This window comes from Serratia liquefaciens ATCC 27592, assembly GCF_000422085.1.
In the GTDB taxonomy this organism is placed as follows: Bacteria; Pseudomonadota; Gammaproteobacteria; order Enterobacterales; family Enterobacteriaceae; genus Serratia; species Serratia liquefaciens.
Map to the genome: position 1 here is coordinate 3,969,004 of NC_021741.1, position 14,017 is coordinate 3,983,020.

Sequence of the window (14,017 nt, forward strand, 5' to 3'; positions counted from 1 at the left end):
TTACCTCTTCAGCAGAGCCGAGCCAGGGAACCCACCGAACGGAAGCGGATTACCCTTCCCCCATCGCGGCTCACAGCCGGTAGACAGCAGGCCAGAGCATTCATCTTTAGACGGGTCATCGGTTGGGTTGCCATCGGCATCAAAATACGCGGTACCGGTATAACCGCACGATGCGCCGCGATACTGGCCGCGCATACACCAGGTACAAAGGCTGTGAATTTGCCTCGTGGGGATCATGAGCCCTTCAAGGTCCGCAGGCGAAGACAGCGCAAACTCAACGACCTTGTTATTGCCATTCATTTTGTGATCGATGTACCAGACCTCAACGTCTTCTTGTGAAGGATCGGCCTCCGGGTTGCCTTCAGGGAAGTTGCGGGCATCAAGGTAATGTGAGTACGTTTTCCGTATCGTCACCTTGGCCTTTGCCATGTTCTGGAAATACAGGCAGAGGGAGGCGATCGTCCCATCGATATTACTGACGGACAGCGTAGGGCTCGGTGCTGAGCCATCACTGGTCACCTCCAGCCCTTCAATCTTCACCGGCCATGGCTTGTATTCCTGCCCCTGCCACCAGATTGATTTTGCCAGCAGTTTGCCGGGGTCATCGCCGGCGGCTTCCAGCTCATCTTCAGAATGCGGGATGGTGTGGCTGTGAAAGTACAGTTCCGGCCCGTTAAACTGAGTGCCATCCACGACAAACAGGCGCACTTCACTCCCAGGCTCAAGACGCTGGTGATCGGTGTTTATCGACATAATTTTTCCTATGGGTGATAGGCGCGGGTAAATGTAACGGAGAGGGAGAAATAAGCGCCGCTGGCTTGCACCGTGAGCTTACCGGCTTGATAGAGGCCCAGCTCAAACATCGGGTTTCTCCATTTAAAGGAGCGGTACCCTCTGTGCTCACGCAGGAATTTGACGATAGGCTTTATCTCATCCCAGACGCCAACAAACACCAACGGCCAGCTTTCATTCTCACTGTTGATGCCGTCACCGGTGCTCTGAGTGTATCCGTCGCCAAATTGGGTTGTTCTCACCACTGGCTCTATATCGCCGGATGTTCCTACCCGCGCCGGGAAATTGAACGTTTCTAATTTCATCGGCTCCCCTTGATTGCCCGGCTAAGTGTCCCGCCCTGGCTCATGCTCTTGTTCAACAATACGCGGAAACGCTGATCGACATAGTTGGCAATGTCATTGCCGGCCGACTCAAACCCACTTGTCGCTTGCACCTGGCTGGAGCCGTCGGAGCTAATGGTGATATCGACGTTTATCAACGTCTGATTGCCCGCGTCGCCATTTGCCTGCACACCAAGTGAGCCATCAGCGCCACGCTTGAGCGGCATGATAGCTTCTGGCCCAGCCTCCCCCATCAAGCCGGCGCCTTTGGCAAACGCAAACGTTGTGGGTTGGCTTACCACCTGGCCACTGTAGGCACTCAGGGACGGTGACGAGTAAACGCCACCCTTGGCGTTTGCGAACATCGGAACATTGCCAGGGTTATTACCACCGCCAGCCGCTCCACCGCCAAAGCTCATAAACGTAGATAAAATGGTTTTGGTCAGCAAAGCCTGAGCCGCCATTTCTATCAGGTTCTGAACAATGGACTGCGTGAGGGAGGAAAACAGACCCACCATGCTGTCTTTGAAGGTCTGGGTACCGGTAAGTAACCCGGTCAGCATGTTGGTGGAGCGTTCCCGCATCGTATCAATCAGCCCAAGCTGCAGCTTATTGACCTGGCTCTGCCCAGCATAAAGTTTCATTGCCTGCTGATATTGCGCGTCAGTTGATTCCTGTGTTGACGCCTGCATCAACTGCTCATAGCGCTGTTTGTCGATGTACCCTTGCTGATAATACGCCTGATATTGAGCTTGCTGCTGCGCCAGTTGGTTGCTCAGTTGAACAGAGGGATCTACATCGCCGGCGATGTTCTGCCGTGGTGCCGCAATGGCATCAGCCTCTGCCTTTAACCTCTCGCGGGCCATATCCTGCTGCAGGGTATGCCGGGCGACCAGGTAATCACGCTCCGTCAGCAAACGTGCGTCATACAACGCTTTCAGCTCTCTGCTGGTTTCCTGCTCCTTACGTACTGTCGCCTGACCCGGCGCATACTGTTCAGCCAGTTCTAACCGTTGTCGCTGGTAGTTCTCGGCATTCAGAGACATGACGCGTTGTACATCTGCCTGACTGGCGCCAGCAGCTTTAGCCGTGGCGATCAGTTTGGCCTGTGAGTTCCGTTCTTCCAGGTCAATTTTGGCAAGGCTTGTCGAGTGGGCAACCTCAATTTCCTGACGCAACTGCTGATATTGCTTGAGCCCCTGCTGGCCTTTTTTATCTGCCTTGGCCGGGTCTTCACCACCCCAAGGGCTTTCAACCGACGAACCTGCAGCCCCCACTCTCGCAATGGCATTGTTAACCACATTAGCGTCAGCAATACCACTCAGCATCATCTCGCTGAACCCAGATTTCACATAGTCCTGGGCAGCTTTTACTCTTCCCATAGAGTCAGTCAGTGTTACGAGACCGGCCTGAGCATTCTCCAGATCAGCAACCGCACGTTTACGATTGCCTTCAACACCTTGTGCTTGCCCGAAAGGGTCAAATCCTTTGAGGCTACTCAGCCGACTGTCTGCGTCAATGATTTCCTTTTTCAGCTGGTTAACCTGCGTAACCTGGTTTTTGTACTGATCATCCAAATCGAGCGCTTTCACATCCAGCTGCTTTGACGACATCGCCACAAGCGCCTGTGTTGTTTCCTGAACGGCATCTTTAAGGTTCAAGGCAGACTGTCGAGCCAGTTTGTTCTGCTCATGGAAATACAGTATTGCAGAACCGGCCAGCATCGCTGCCCCGAAAGGCCCACCAATCAACCCCAATGCGCCACGGGCAAGCCCGGTAGCCACCGATGCTGCGCGGGCTGATACTGACAGGCGTTTATTTGCCGCATCCAACTGATTTTTACCGACAGTTGCTGCACGCGTCGCCTCGGTTTCCTCACGAATAAGTCGGTTGTAGTCCGCGGTATAACTGACATTCAGGCCGTATTGCTTGGCCGTTTTTTCCATTGCACGAACGCGGCCGAATTCAGCGTTATTCTGCTGCAAGGTGGCGTTAGCAGCGTCGATCGTCTTCTGTGCCATGCGGGCCTGATCCAGCGTGGCAGCCTTAACAGCGACCTGCTGATCACGCCATGCCCCGATGCTTTCACGAATACCGGCGGTTAGCTTGGTGGACATCACCGGGATCAGCGTATATAACGCCACGCTGGCCACCATGTTGAAGTTATCCGCCAGACCGTTAATCGCCTCAGTCACACTCTGTACGCCGGTGCGCAATGGCCCGCCGCTGGCTTGCCCGACCTTGATGATCAACCCTTCAAAAGCACTGGTTAACCCCATCAGATCGCCGTTGAGGTTATTGACGCGGATCGCTGCCTGTTCGTGCGCTGTCTGGGTGCCAGTCAGGGATTTTGTCAGGTCATCTAGCTTGCTGCGGTTACTCACCAGGATAGAAGCGGCGTTAATGTTCTCCAGGCCAAACAGCTTGACCGCCTGCGCCGTGGAGAGGTTTTTCTTCGACAGGTTTTCCAGTGCAGTGCTTAGCCCCACAATGGAGGGCTTAAGCGTTTTATCCGTCCCTTTTTCAAGGTTAAGGATAACGTTACGCAACCCGGTGCCGGCCTCACCACCTTTAATTTCACGCTCTGCCAACACCTGAATCGCCGCGTTCAACTGCTCAAAGCCGATCCCGGCCTGCGCCGCTGCCACACCGCCATTCTTTATCGCGGCTGCCGTATCGGCAATTTCAGACGAACCATACTTAGCCCCGGCAGCCAAAACGTTAATGTAGCGATCAGCCTGGCTGGCGCTGGCGCCAAACTGGTTAAGCGAAAGAGCCAGCGTCTTTGTCGCATCCGGCAACGTTGTACCCGCTGCCTGCGCCAGAATCAGCGCACTGTTGGTAGCCGTAGTCAGCCCGTCCGCCGTTTTCAGCAGTTCGGGTTTGGCGCTGGCCATCAGCTTTAATGCTTCCGCCGCCTGGCTGGCACTGTACTCGGTGGTGCGCCCCATCTGCTGTGCGGCTTCATCGAATTGCTTCAGCTGCGCCCCGGTGGCCCCGGTGATAGCGGAAAGGTCAGATAACGCCTGACCATACTGCCGGGTGGTAGTGATAATACTTCCCAGCGAGAATCCCAGACCGGCAACGCCAGCCAAACCCGCCAGCGTCCCTTTCAAACTACTGACCGTTTGACCGACACGCTGATAAGCCTCGTCGGTCTTTTTCGCATCCTGCTGGGCCTGGCGGTTAAACTTGCCGGATTGGTCGCCGGCAGTGCGGTACGCAGCCACCAGCTTGTTTCTAAAATTGGCGTCATTCAGGTACAACCCGACCGCCAACGATGCTACATCAGCCATTTCCAAGCACTCGCATAACGTCAGCACACTGCGCATCAAGGGTACTTTGCACAGGCTGAGCGGGTTGAAGAACAGGGGCATCCTCCGCAGTGTCGGCTGTAATGCCCTGCAGCTTGAAGTATGCCCGCCAGTGATTCAGGACTTGCGCCGGTAACGCGGCGATTTTGCGAGGGTCCGACTCACCCCAGCGATCGGCCAACTGAAAAATCAGCATCAGCCAGGGTGAGTCAGTCAGTTTTTTTCCGCGTCTTCCAGCGTGCCGACGGCATGACGTTTGACGGTACTGATCGCCTCAACCAAAGTTGGGTTGTCGTGGGCCTTCAGCAGTTCATCCACGCTGGGCAACGCACTCGTCGGAATGCGCTTACCGTCCGGGGTCATAAAACAGGACAGCAGCAACTCAACGTTGAGGCGAGCGGCCTTATTCATATCACCGGCCTCGATGGCATCTTTCATACCATCTTCATTATCTTGCAGCTCGGATGCCTTCAGACGGCGGATAAAGGTTTTCGCGCCAAACATCGGCACTTCAAGCACGTGATCGTCAGATTTCAGCAGTGCTGCCTTGAGCGCCTTCAGGTCGTATTTCTCGGTCATCGGTGTTCCTTACTTAACGATTACTGTGGCCGCAGCGCTGTTGAGGGTGTCTGCACGTTCTGCGGACAACACCACGCGATACGTACCGGCATCAGCCGCCAAAACTGAGTTTTTGGTGTAAGTAGCAGCGGTGGCGCCGTTTATGTTGGTGCCGTTCTTCTGCCATTGGAATTTAACGGGCTTGCCGTTACTGGAGGTAGCCGCAACAGTCAGGGACAAATTGCCCCCGACCGCCAAATCAGCGTTTTTCGGCTGGGTAGTCACGCTGATCACACCTTTGGGGCCACGGCTCCCCAGGTGTTGTTGTTCTGCTTGCCTTGCACGGTGATCTGAATCACCTCGCTCGCTGGCGCGGTGATCTCATTCATCTTCCAGCCAGACAACGAAAGGATGGAGGTTGAGGTGCGGCCGTTCGGCAGCTCGACATAAAACTGCACGGTTTCGCGGTTGTCTGCGGCTGTAAGGAATGCCGCAAAATCTTCATTGGACGGATCATCGATAAATCCGATCGACTTCTCAGCGCCTTCAGGAAGGTCAGAAATAAACTGCTTTGTGGTGTCGATCAGGGTGGTGCAGTCAACAAAACTGCCGGTCTGCCCCATCTCACCGACCGCCTTACAGTTAGTTAGCGCCTTCATAGTAGCGGCAGCAGCGCCGACTGCGCCCCATTTCACAACAGTGCCAGCCGGAAGCATGGCGTATTCTGGCGAAGTTTTATCAACCATAATGTCTCTCTCTTAATGATTGTGGCAGCGGTCGCTACCGGTTTTCGATGCCGTAGCGGATTTCTGCCGCCAGGATGCGTAACACTTGGGTTTTGTTGTAATCCAGGGCGGGCCGGATGAACGGATCACCTACCTGTTTCACCGTCCCGAACTCCTGCGCCAGCGCCTTCATCTGGTGCGCTTTGCTTGGACCAACACGCAGTGTTACCTGCGCACGGCCTCGAGTGGTCGATCGGATAGTAATGCTGTCTCGCATGTGCGGACCGGGGGCTGTATCGCCATACCCTGCGTGCTGCTGCATATCTTCCAACACCGGTGCCAGGGCGGCGTGACCGGCATCACGCAGAATTTTGGTGGAGACATCCCGCCCCAGCGATTCCAACTGACGCGCCAATTCATCTATGCCGGTGATATTAATACCGATCATACGGCGTCCTCCGGGTAGCAGATGACGTAATCGCGCACCAATCGGTATTGGGTGCTGTTGTTGGTCAGCGTGGTTGCACCTTGCAACATCGTGCCACGCGTTACCGTCTGAACCGGCCAGCGGCCAATATACCCATGCTGGATACCTTCCCAGGTTGTATAGATAGCCTTATCCAATTCAATCAGGCGGGCGTAATCGTCGATCACGTACAGTGAAACCTGAAAGCGGCCCTGCACCAGCGCGGTGCTGGCCAGTCCGGTATCAAATTTCGGATCAGTGATTTTCTGATAAGTCACCCCTTCCTGTTCTGGGTCGGGCAGCAATAGCGGATAGGCCGGCAGACTGGTTAACGCCTCCAACGCCGCTTTGATTTCATACTCGATCATGACGAATATCTGCCTCCGCCGTAATTAACAACCGGTCTGACTGCGAGCGGTCAGGGGCGCGGACGGTAAAGGTTCGCTTTTGGAAGACCACTTGCCAATCAACGGTGATTTCATCACGCGGACGCAGCGTGAAAAGCATGGTTTCCACCACTTGCTCTTGCTCACCGGTACGGATTTTGCGGTTAGAAATCGGCTCGGCGTCCGCCCATACCTCCGCGACAAATTCGAAGGATTTCACCGGCGAGCCGGTTTGCTCATCGCGAATGGTGACGGGACGAAAAATCCCGATGCGAAAACGAAGCTGCCCCGCGCGTAATGATTTCATAGCCCGTAAATCCGATAAGGTTGAAGTAGAGACTCGACGGCCAACGGCAGTTTGGATGCTGATGCTCCGACTACAGCCGCCTCCCGATTGGCATACCAATGCCCGATACAGAGCAGCATGGCTGTACGAACGTCATCATCCAGCAAAAGCCGATCTTCATCGTCCTCATAACCAGGGTCTGATTTACTGGCGTAGAGGGTACGGCGGGTGTACATCTCAACATGCTTTTTCGCCGCACCAATGAATATGCCAATCAGCTTGTCGTCCACACTGAAATCAAGCTCCAGCCGGCAATGCTCTTTCACCAATTCCAGCTCTAACATGGCTCACCTTACTTTTTGGTTTTCTTGCCTGCTTCTGGCTGCTCTGGCTGCTCTGGCTGCTCTGGCTGCTCTGGCTGCTCTGGCTGCTCTGGCTGCTCTGGCTGCTCTGGCTGCTCTGGCTGCTCTGCAGGATTGTGTTCATCCACCAGCTCGGCATAACCTTTTTTGATCAGCTCGCGACCGTGCAGCTCCTGCGTATCGAATGACTCACCGTCATTGACCACCCGGCTACCGAACAAAATCGGCACAAGTGCTTTAACTTTCATGAATATCTCCTGAAAAAGCGGCCCAAAGGCCGCCATATGTGGAAGCCATTAGCCGCCGGTTGGTGGAGTTGGAACAGTGAAGGCACCCGTAACGAACGCTTCAGGACGTTTTACGGCCAGCGCTACACGCTCTTCGCAACGAATGGAGATCATGTTTTTCTCGAAGTCGTCGGCGTTTTCGGTACTGATCACCACGTTGGCCTCTTCACGGTCGAAGAGTTGCGCACCTGCACTGAATGCACCGGTCAGGAATTTACCCAGGAATGCGGAGGCTTCCGTCGCCACAACCGGCAGGCCCCAGAGCGTCGGGCCAACGAGCGCTGATGGGTTCGCGAGGATATAGCGGCCTAGCGTATCCTTGAGCAGCTCAATTTTGGCCCAGTCAGTGAAATGCAGCACATGGCCCGTTGATGGGAAGCGGGCTAACTGGGCCTGTAACATCGCCAGACGCAGATCATCAATGCCGTTTTGCATCGCCACTTCGAACGCCGCTTTATACTTCGACGCCTGCGGCATGATGCCCTCCAGGTGAGCACCGGTACCGTCACCGAACAGAATCTCCTGCTCTTCGACATATTTCAGGCCAAAGCGCAGTTCTGCATCCACCGTCGATTGCAGCTGCGCAAAGTCGTCCAGGATCTGCTTGGACGCCTTGAACATGTGCGCCAGGGTGCGAACCGGTGTGATTTTCTCCGCGAACTGGATATCGCTGTACGGTTTCGCCGTGTTTTCAGGCACTGCGGCGGCCTTGTTGGTGAAGCCGGTTTGCTGCACCCAGTAAATGGTGCTGGAACCCGTTTTGCCTGGTGCGATCAGGTCGCGGATAAACAGGCGTTGTTTCGGGGCAGTATCAATCCCCGGCAAGCGCTGCGGCGCCACAATTTGCCCCGGCACATCGGTAGAAATCAGTGCGGCATTCACCGGGATGCTGAGGCGTTGGTTACCTTGAATACCTGAAGCAAAATCCTTTAGCGCAGACGCAGAAATCACCTGCTGGCCAACGGATTGAATAACCGCTGCAGCATGACTTAATGGCATTTGCGCCACATGTTGCTCCAGCTCACCCAAGGCAGACTTCAACGTTTTCTCTGCTGCCTTCATGGCATTCAGCTCGGTGGCCATTTTATCAACGGCATCTTTTGTTTCTGCCGAAAGCTCGCCGGACTTTTTGGCCTCTTTCAGTGCATCCTCAGCTTTGGCATTAAATTTACTGCTCGCATCTTCGATAGAGGCGGTGACTTTTTTCAGGATTTCATTTACTTCAGACATAGTTTCTCCAGATTATTGGCATGCCGAAACCAGCCCACTTAATGCGGCGTCCAGTTTGGCTAAGGTTTCAGGTGATGCTTCGGCAGCGCTCGGCGTGCCAGTTGGATCGGTAACAGCGCCCGGCGTGTTACCCGTAAGGGCTTTCAGAAGTTTGCGGCGTTCTGACCGTGGGGTGTTCGCCTTGGCCAGTAAAGAATCCAGCTTGCGCAGAGCCGCTGCGGGTGACTCATCGTCACTGGTGACGGAATCGGAGGAAAGCAGGCCATCAGCCAATCCCTTCTCGATAGCATCACTGCCACCAATGTAGGTTTCGCTATCCATCATCTGCTTGATGGCATCACTATCGAGACCGGAGCGGGCCGCGTAAATATCGGCCATCGCGTTATCGAAAGGCTCCAGATAGTCCACCATGGCGGCAAAATCATGGCGGTTACCTATCGCCACTACCCAGCAGTTGTGGATCATCAGGAAGGCCCCGCGACCGATCTGAATGTCGTCGCCGGCCATCGCAATGATTGATGCTGCACTGGCAGCCAGACCCAACACTTTTACGGTCACCTTTCCCTGGTAATCGTGCAGCAGGTTATAAATCGCCAGACCTTCGAATATATCGCCGCCCGGCGAATTAATGTTTACGGTGACGTCGGCACCATTCATTGACCGCAACGCACCTGCAATACGCTTCGCCGTAACCCCTTCCCCCCAGTAGTCCTGCCCGATAACGTCAAATACAGAAATCGTATTATCGTCAGAGGCTGCGGCTTTCAGACCGCCATTCCAGCGATCAAGCGCTGAGGGTAAAGGTTCGCAGGTGACACCCGCGCAGGGGCGCCCCGCCGGCGCTGCCGGAAGTTGTTTTTTTGTCATGGGGGAGTTGCTCCTACGCCGCTTTTTTCAGCGGTGATTGGTCTTCAGGAATGTCAGGGAAAAGGTAGTTATGCAGCTTGGTAATGCTGCTGGCCTGAGCGCCGAGGTTATTCTGTTTCAAATCCTCCAGTGGGGTCAGGTTAAGCTGCACGGTGTAAATATCTCCACCCGGTATTGGCGGCAGATTTTCAAGCCTGCGGACATCGTTGCGGCTCATCCAACCATTTTGCAGCGCGGTGGTGTAATACGCAGAGCGACCGACGCTATCAGCACGCAGCAAGCCTTCAACCGAGAACTCAGCAAAGTAATCCTCGTCACCATCCAGGAGGCAGCGAGCTATTTCCTGCTCGATGTTCACCAACAGTGGGCGCAAGGTATTGGTCAGGAATATCAGGTTCATGCCCTCAACGCTTGACGCCCAACTACTCTGCTTCGTGACGTGCCCCACCATAAACGGGGGCACCCGAAACCAGCGGCAAATCTCTTCGATACTGAAAGCGCGACTTTCCAGAAGCTGTGCAGCCTCTGGATTCATCGTCACGTTCTGGTAGGAAAGCTCATTTTCCAGCACCATCAACTTACCGGCATTTTTTGAGCCGATAAACGATTGCAGGCTTTTACGCAGACGCTCTCGCTGCTCTTTGTTCAATGCCGTTTTTGACGATAAAAAACCGGTGCTTTGAAGGCCGTTTTCGAAAATCTTTGCTGCTGCTTCATCCACGGCCATTGCAGCGCCGAACACATCGCGTCCAGAACTCAAAGGCATCATGCCGCACACGCCATCCAGGCCAAAGCCGCGGATATGCATCATACGGTCAACAGGGATCACTCGCTTGGTTCCGTTCTCGGTATACGTATATTCAAGCTTGCCCGTCGGTAGGCGTTTAACCACCATGTTTTGTGGCAAGAGCGGGTCCAGCGCCACCAGCTTGCGGCCTATCATTTTCTTTTCAACGAACGCATTACCCCGCAAGCAAATGCTGGCCACCACCAGCAACATGAACCGCGATGGCGTCATTTCCAGATTGGGCCGCCGGCACAATACCTGGTAAGCAGGATGATCCTGAGCAAGCTTGCGGGAGCCATCCGCCTCACGCATATACACTTTTAGCGGCAGCGTGGAGATCGACTCACTGAGCAGGCGAATACAGGCCCAGACAGAGGAAAGCTGGATTGCCTTGTCGGCAGTGACCACCTTGCCGCTGCTACTGGTGCCAAACCATTCTTGCCAAAATGTCCCGGTGGTGAGACTGATCGGGACACCAAGCCAATTTAAAAGGGCGCTTTTCACGCGCCCCGGTTGTTTGTTTTTGTCCATCAGATACCCACTATGATCGGATCATCAAAAAAGCCTTCTAAATCGCTGTCGTCTTCCTGTATGTCTTCTGCTGCCCCCACGGACATTGCCAGCGCAACAATACCGTCTATACGCCCATTGCTGCGGCGCTTGCTGAACACCCGGTTTTCACTTTTATCGGACTCGGTCACGGCGTTGGCCGCATTCCAACGAAGGCAGGGATTAAACAGAATGGTGATTTTCTTATCGATAATGAGTTTTTCTAACAACTCGATAGAGTGCGGCATCCAGAGCCCAGACTCTTTGGATTTACCGAATCCCTGCCCGTGCGGCACAAGAGGAACGGTGATCCCTTCATCTATCAGCTCCGGCTCTAAGTAGTCCATGTGATAACGGTCAAATGCGATGGACTGCATATCAAACTGCGCCGCCAGTTGGGCGATGCGTTTTGACACTGCGCCATAATCGATAACACTGCCGACGGGGGCGTGAACGTATTCCTCACGCACCCAGGCGTCATAAGGAACACGGTCATTTCTGGCCCGGTCGAGTAACGTATCCTTCGGCGTCCAGAACTCAACGAATGCCGTTCTTATCTCTGGGAAATACAGTGATAGCGCGGTTAAATCTCGCTTGCCGGACAAATCCAGGCCGCCATAGCACATACGGCCCTGCAGTTCGGCAATATCGAATGTCTTTTCACAGGCCATCCAAACATCGCCGCCAATCCACGGATTCTCAGCATCCACCCACTCGCAGAAGTTAAGACGCCGCACCAGGCTCTCTTTGGACGGCATGCCCCGCGCATCTTCCACCTGCTCGCGTAAATACTCAGGCTGGAAGGTCTGCCCCATGGAGGGGTTAGCTTTTGCCCAACATGACTCATCCTTGAACGGATCGTCGCCCTCATCCAGCGAGCAGATAAACGCGAAGAAGGCGTCGTTTTTTTTCTGGCCGGCGGCCAACTGCTTGCCGTACTGGTGATATTCGTAACAGACGCTGGTTTTATCGTGACCACTGTTCGTGATCATGAAAATCAGTGCCTGCCGCCGGCCTTTGGTACCGGCACGCATCATCTCGACGGCTTTGTTATCTTTGTGCTCATGCACCTCGTCAATCAGTGCGCAGTGGGGGCGCGGGCCAGACTGACCATCATCGGAACTGATGGGCCGAAAGAAAGAGCCGGTCTGCAGAAATGCCAGGTTCCATTCTTTTCCTGCACCGCCAGAAGGATCGATACGCTGCGACAATGCGGGCGACTGATTAACCATCGCCACTGCGTCGCGAAACAAGATCATCGCTTGGTCTTTTTTCGTCGCTGCCGCATAGACCTCGGCGCGAGGCTCCTTGTCTGCCATCAGGCAATACAGACCAATCCCCGCTGAAAGTGGCGACTTGCCCGACCCTTTGCCAGACTCGACATACGCCGTGCGAAAGCGGCGAGAGCCGTTCGCCCTTTTCCATCCAAAAATGGAGCCGACAACGAAAGCCTGCCAGGGCAAAAGAATAAATGGTGCCCCTTCATGCTCCCCACCATTCAGCTTGAGCACTTTGGCAAAGAAGTCGATCACGCGGCTAACGGCTTCAACATCCCAGTGAAGCCCCCGGCTTTCTCCCTCAACTAAATCATTAAGGTGACGCTGGCAGGCATTACGTATGTCGGGACCGGCGAGGGTCCTGCCCTCGGTGACATCCAGGGCATACTGTGTTGCCGGATCAGGTGCCGAAGAATTCGTCGAGCGGGTCCGTTTCTTTTTTTCCACCATTTACATTTACCTTTGACCTGGCCGCTGGCGTCAGACCGAATTCCACCAAATAGCTTTTGAAGCGCCGATCTGCATCCGCCAACATGGAGACAGCAGGGTTAGCCTTAATCAGAAACCCACCCTCGGTTTGAACTGTATAGGTGCGCCCCTCATCGGTGATGGTGTTTCGCAACTGGAGGATGTCGGCATAAATATCGCAGAGGCGCTCAAGCGCAAAAGTATCAGCAACGGTCAAAACGCCCATGCCGTCGAGAAGAACGGTCATTCGGCCCCAGGCTGTTTTCCCCCAGTCGGTGAGATGCGCAGGAGGGCTAGGAATTTCGCGTGCCGGCATCGGCTCTTTATCATTAAGTTTTCTTTTGCCCGGATTGCCGGTTACCACTTTTAGGTGGGTCGGTTTCGGGCGTCGTCCTGCCATCGGAACCTCCCAGAAAAAAACTTTTCATTTCGCGGTTGTGCGCACAAATGACTAGCGGCGGTCTTTAAAAGCGAGAGGGATGAACTCTTACCCCGCCCCTCCCCATCGTGTTCAAAACCCGCTATCAGCGGCTCCAGTGCGACGCTGGGTCAAGCGGCAGGCCATCGGGCGTGCACCCTATTACCTTGCCTGTCTTCTCCATACGCTGCTTTGTGGAGTCATGGTGAGGTTTGCAGAGACCTTGCCAGTTCTTGCGGCTCCAGAATAGGTGCTGGGCCTTCTTCATTTCCTCTGGCGTCTTCGCTTCTTTCATTCGGTGCGGCTCTATGTGGTCGACCACAGTCGCCGCTTCAATACGGCCCATCTGCTGACACATGACACACAGAGGATTGGCACGCAAGAAAACCAAGCGTTCAGCCTGCCACTTGCTGCCATACGGCTTCTTGTTGCTCATGAGTACCTCCAATAGAAAAACCAACAGCAAGGTCTAAGCAAAGAGCGCTAACTACCAGGCAATAAAAAACCCGCCGCAGCGGGTCCTGTTACCTTAGCTGGCCATCTACAGCCATCTAATAGGTTTACTTATTCTGCATCCATATATGCCTGGATAGCTTCGGCTAATGTCGCAACCTCTTGGGCTGCGTACTTCAAATCATTTTCGACCTTGTCACTTCTAATGCAAGCGGTTTGAGCCGCCGCAGAAGCTTTTGCAACTTCTAACGCTGCATTCATCGCAATAATTCTTTTGTGTTGTTCGTCAGATACTCTGTTATCTGTTGACTTGAAATAACCTTGCAACATAAAACCTCCTTATGTAATCGGAGATTTAAGATTACCCCTATGTTTTTCAAGATTAAAGGAATATCTATAGCATTATCGATGGCACTCATTGAATACCATCTGTAATGCTAATCAGAACTGCAGGAGCCTGAATCGTTGC

The 14,017-nt window shown here is 54.2% G+C and carries 18 protein-coding genes; all 18 read right to left on the reverse strand.

Features of this window, described 5'->3' with window-relative positions:
* The 18 genes from M495_RS18530 to M495_RS18620 all read right to left on the reverse strand — a co-directional run bounded on the left by M495_RS18530 (position 1) and on the right by M495_RS18620 (position 13,878).
* Positions 1–753 (reverse strand): phage minor tail protein L, encoded by a 753-nt coding sequence (locus M495_RS18530; RefSeq protein WP_020828206.1) that lies wholly within the window; start codon positions 751–753, stop codon positions 1–3.
* A gap of 8 nt (positions 754–761) precedes the next feature.
* Positions 762–1,097 (reverse strand): phage tail protein, encoded by a 336-nt coding sequence (locus tag M495_RS18535; protein ID WP_020828207.1) that lies wholly within the window; start codon positions 1,095–1,097, stop codon positions 762–764.
* Positions 1,094–4,411: a phage tail tape measure protein gene (locus M495_RS18540; RefSeq protein WP_020828208.1), complete on the reverse strand. Its 3,318-nt coding sequence runs from the start codon at positions 4,409–4,411 to the stop codon at positions 1,094–1,096. The genes M495_RS18535 and M495_RS18540 overlap by 4 nt, the downstream gene beginning before the upstream one ends.
* A gap of 231 nt (positions 4,412–4,642) precedes the next feature.
* Positions 4,643–5,008: a phage tail protein gene (locus M495_RS18550; RefSeq protein ID WP_020828210.1), complete on the reverse strand. Its 366-nt coding sequence runs from the start codon at positions 5,006–5,008 to the stop codon at positions 4,643–4,645.
* A 9-nt stretch (positions 5,009–5,017) separates the two neighbouring features.
* Positions 5,018–5,272 (reverse strand): immunoglobulin domain-containing protein, encoded by a 255-nt coding sequence (locus M495_RS18555; RefSeq protein WP_236615015.1) that lies wholly within the window; start codon positions 5,270–5,272, stop codon positions 5,018–5,020.
* Positions 5,273–5,277: 5 nt separating this feature from the next.
* Positions 5,278–5,733, reverse strand: coding sequence for a hypothetical protein (locus M495_RS18560; RefSeq protein WP_020828212.1), 456 nt, complete (start codon positions 5,731–5,733; stop codon positions 5,278–5,280).
* A gap of 34 nt (positions 5,734–5,767) precedes the next feature.
* Positions 5,768–6,160 carry an HK97-gp10 family putative phage morphogenesis protein gene (locus M495_RS18565; RefSeq protein ID WP_020828213.1) on the reverse strand — a complete coding sequence of 131 codons (393 nt, stop codon included), beginning with the start codon at positions 6,158–6,160 and terminating at the stop codon, positions 5,768–5,770.
* The gene (locus tag M495_RS18570) at positions 6,157–6,546 is read right to left on the reverse strand and encodes a hypothetical protein (RefSeq protein ID WP_020828214.1); all 390 of its coding nucleotides are present in this window, start codon (positions 6,544–6,546) and stop codon (positions 6,157–6,159) included. Before M495_RS18570 ends, M495_RS18565 begins: the two co-directional genes overlap by 4 nt.
* Positions 6,533–6,871 (reverse strand): phage head closure protein, encoded by a 339-nt coding sequence (locus tag M495_RS18575; protein ID WP_020828215.1) that lies wholly within the window; start codon positions 6,869–6,871, stop codon positions 6,533–6,535. The genes M495_RS18570 and M495_RS18575 overlap by 14 nt, the downstream gene beginning before the upstream one ends.
* Positions 6,868–7,194: a head-tail connector protein gene (locus tag M495_RS18580; protein ID WP_020828216.1), complete on the reverse strand. Its 327-nt coding sequence runs from the start codon at positions 7,192–7,194 to the stop codon at positions 6,868–6,870. Before M495_RS18580 ends, M495_RS18575 begins: the two co-directional genes overlap by 4 nt.
* Positions 7,195–7,202: 8 nt before the next feature.
* The gene (locus tag M495_RS25880; protein WP_020828217.1) at positions 7,203–7,460 is read right to left on the reverse strand and encodes a DUF7210 family protein; all 258 of its coding nucleotides are present in this window, start codon (positions 7,458–7,460) and stop codon (positions 7,203–7,205) included.
* 48 nt (positions 7,461–7,508) lie between these two features.
* Positions 7,509–8,729: a phage major capsid protein gene (locus M495_RS18590; protein WP_020828218.1), complete on the reverse strand. Its 1,221-nt coding sequence runs from the start codon at positions 8,727–8,729 to the stop codon at positions 7,509–7,511.
* Between the two features lie 12 nt (positions 8,730–8,741).
* Entirely contained in the window at positions 8,742–9,596 is an 855-nt protein-coding gene (locus M495_RS18595) for a head maturation protease, ClpP-related (RefSeq protein ID WP_020828219.1), read from the reverse strand.
* A gap of 13 nt (positions 9,597–9,609) precedes the next feature.
* Positions 9,610–10,914, reverse strand: a complete 1,305-nt coding sequence (locus M495_RS18600; RefSeq protein WP_020828220.1) for a phage portal protein — start codon at positions 10,912–10,914, stop codon at positions 9,610–9,612.
* Positions 10,914–12,659 (reverse strand): terminase large subunit, encoded by a 1,746-nt coding sequence (locus M495_RS18605; RefSeq protein WP_071846570.1) that lies wholly within the window; start codon positions 12,657–12,659, stop codon positions 10,914–10,916. Before M495_RS18605 ends, M495_RS18600 begins: the two co-directional genes overlap by 1 nt.
* Positions 12,610–13,077, reverse strand: a complete 468-nt coding sequence (locus M495_RS18610; RefSeq protein ID WP_020828222.1) for a phage terminase small subunit P27 family — start codon at positions 13,075–13,077, stop codon at positions 12,610–12,612. The genes M495_RS18605 and M495_RS18610 overlap by 50 nt, the downstream gene beginning before the upstream one ends.
* A 124-nt stretch (positions 13,078–13,201) precedes the next feature.
* Positions 13,202–13,531, reverse strand: a complete 330-nt coding sequence (locus M495_RS18615; RefSeq protein WP_020828223.1) for an HNH endonuclease signature motif containing protein — start codon at positions 13,529–13,531, stop codon at positions 13,202–13,204.
* 128 nt (positions 13,532–13,659) lie between these two features.
* Positions 13,660–13,878 (reverse strand): hypothetical protein, encoded by a 219-nt coding sequence (locus tag M495_RS18620; protein ID WP_020828224.1) that lies wholly within the window; start codon positions 13,876–13,878, stop codon positions 13,660–13,662.
* Positions 13,879–14,017 lie beyond the last annotated feature (139 nt).

Bases quoted from the DNA above. Each gene is read 5' to 3' on its own strand.
- M495_RS18530 (WP_020828206.1), bottom strand. From the start codon at position 753: ATGTCGATAAACACCGATCACCAGCGTCTTGAGCCTGGGAGTGAAGTG.
- M495_RS18535 (WP_020828207.1), bottom strand. From the start codon at position 1,097: ATGAAATTAGAAACGTTCAATTTCCCGGCGCGGGTAGGAACATCCGGC.
- M495_RS18540 (WP_020828208.1), bottom strand. From the start codon at position 4,411: ATGGCTGATGTAGCATCGTTGGCGGTCGGGTTGTACCTGAATGACGCC.
- M495_RS18550 (WP_020828210.1), bottom strand. From the start codon at position 5,008: ATGACCGAGAAATACGACCTGAAGGCGCTCAAGGCAGCACTGCTGAAA.
- M495_RS18560 (WP_020828212.1), bottom strand. From the start codon at position 5,733: ATGGTTGATAAAACTTCGCCAGAATACGCCATGCTTCCGGCTGGCACT.
- M495_RS18565 (WP_020828213.1), bottom strand. From the start codon at position 6,160: ATGATCGGTATTAATATCACCGGCATAGATGAATTGGCGCGTCAGTTG.
- M495_RS18570 (WP_020828214.1), bottom strand. From the start codon at position 6,546: ATGATCGAGTATGAAATCAAAGCGGCGTTGGAGGCGTTAACCAGTCTG.
- M495_RS18575 (WP_020828215.1), bottom strand. From the start codon at position 6,871: ATGAAATCATTACGCGCGGGGCAGCTTCGTTTTCGCATCGGGATTTTT.
- M495_RS18580 (WP_020828216.1), bottom strand. From the start codon at position 7,194: ATGTTAGAGCTGGAATTGGTGAAAGAGCATTGCCGGCTGGAGCTTGAT.
- M495_RS25880 (WP_020828217.1), bottom strand. From the start codon at position 7,460: ATGAAAGTTAAAGCACTTGTGCCGATTTTGTTCGGTAGCCGGGTGGTC.
- M495_RS18590 (WP_020828218.1), bottom strand. From the start codon at position 8,729: ATGTCTGAAGTAAATGAAATCCTGAAAAAAGTCACCGCCTCTATCGAA.
- M495_RS18595 (WP_020828219.1), bottom strand. From the start codon at position 9,596: ATGACAAAAAAACAACTTCCGGCAGCGCCGGCGGGGCGCCCCTGCGCG.
- M495_RS18600 (WP_020828220.1), bottom strand. From the start codon at position 10,914: ATGGACAAAAACAAACAACCGGGGCGCGTGAAAAGCGCCCTTTTAAAT.
- M495_RS18605 (WP_071846570.1), bottom strand. From the start codon at position 12,659: ATGGTGGAAAAAAAGAAACGGACCCGCTCGACGAATTCTTCGGCACCT.
- M495_RS18610 (WP_020828222.1), bottom strand. From the start codon at position 13,077: ATGGCAGGACGACGCCCGAAACCGACCCACCTAAAAGTGGTAACCGGC.
- M495_RS18615 (WP_020828223.1), bottom strand. From the start codon at position 13,531: ATGAGCAACAAGAAGCCGTATGGCAGCAAGTGGCAGGCTGAACGCTTG.
- M495_RS18620 (WP_020828224.1), bottom strand. From the start codon at position 13,878: ATGTTGCAAGGTTATTTCAAGTCAACAGATAACAGAGTATCTGACGAA.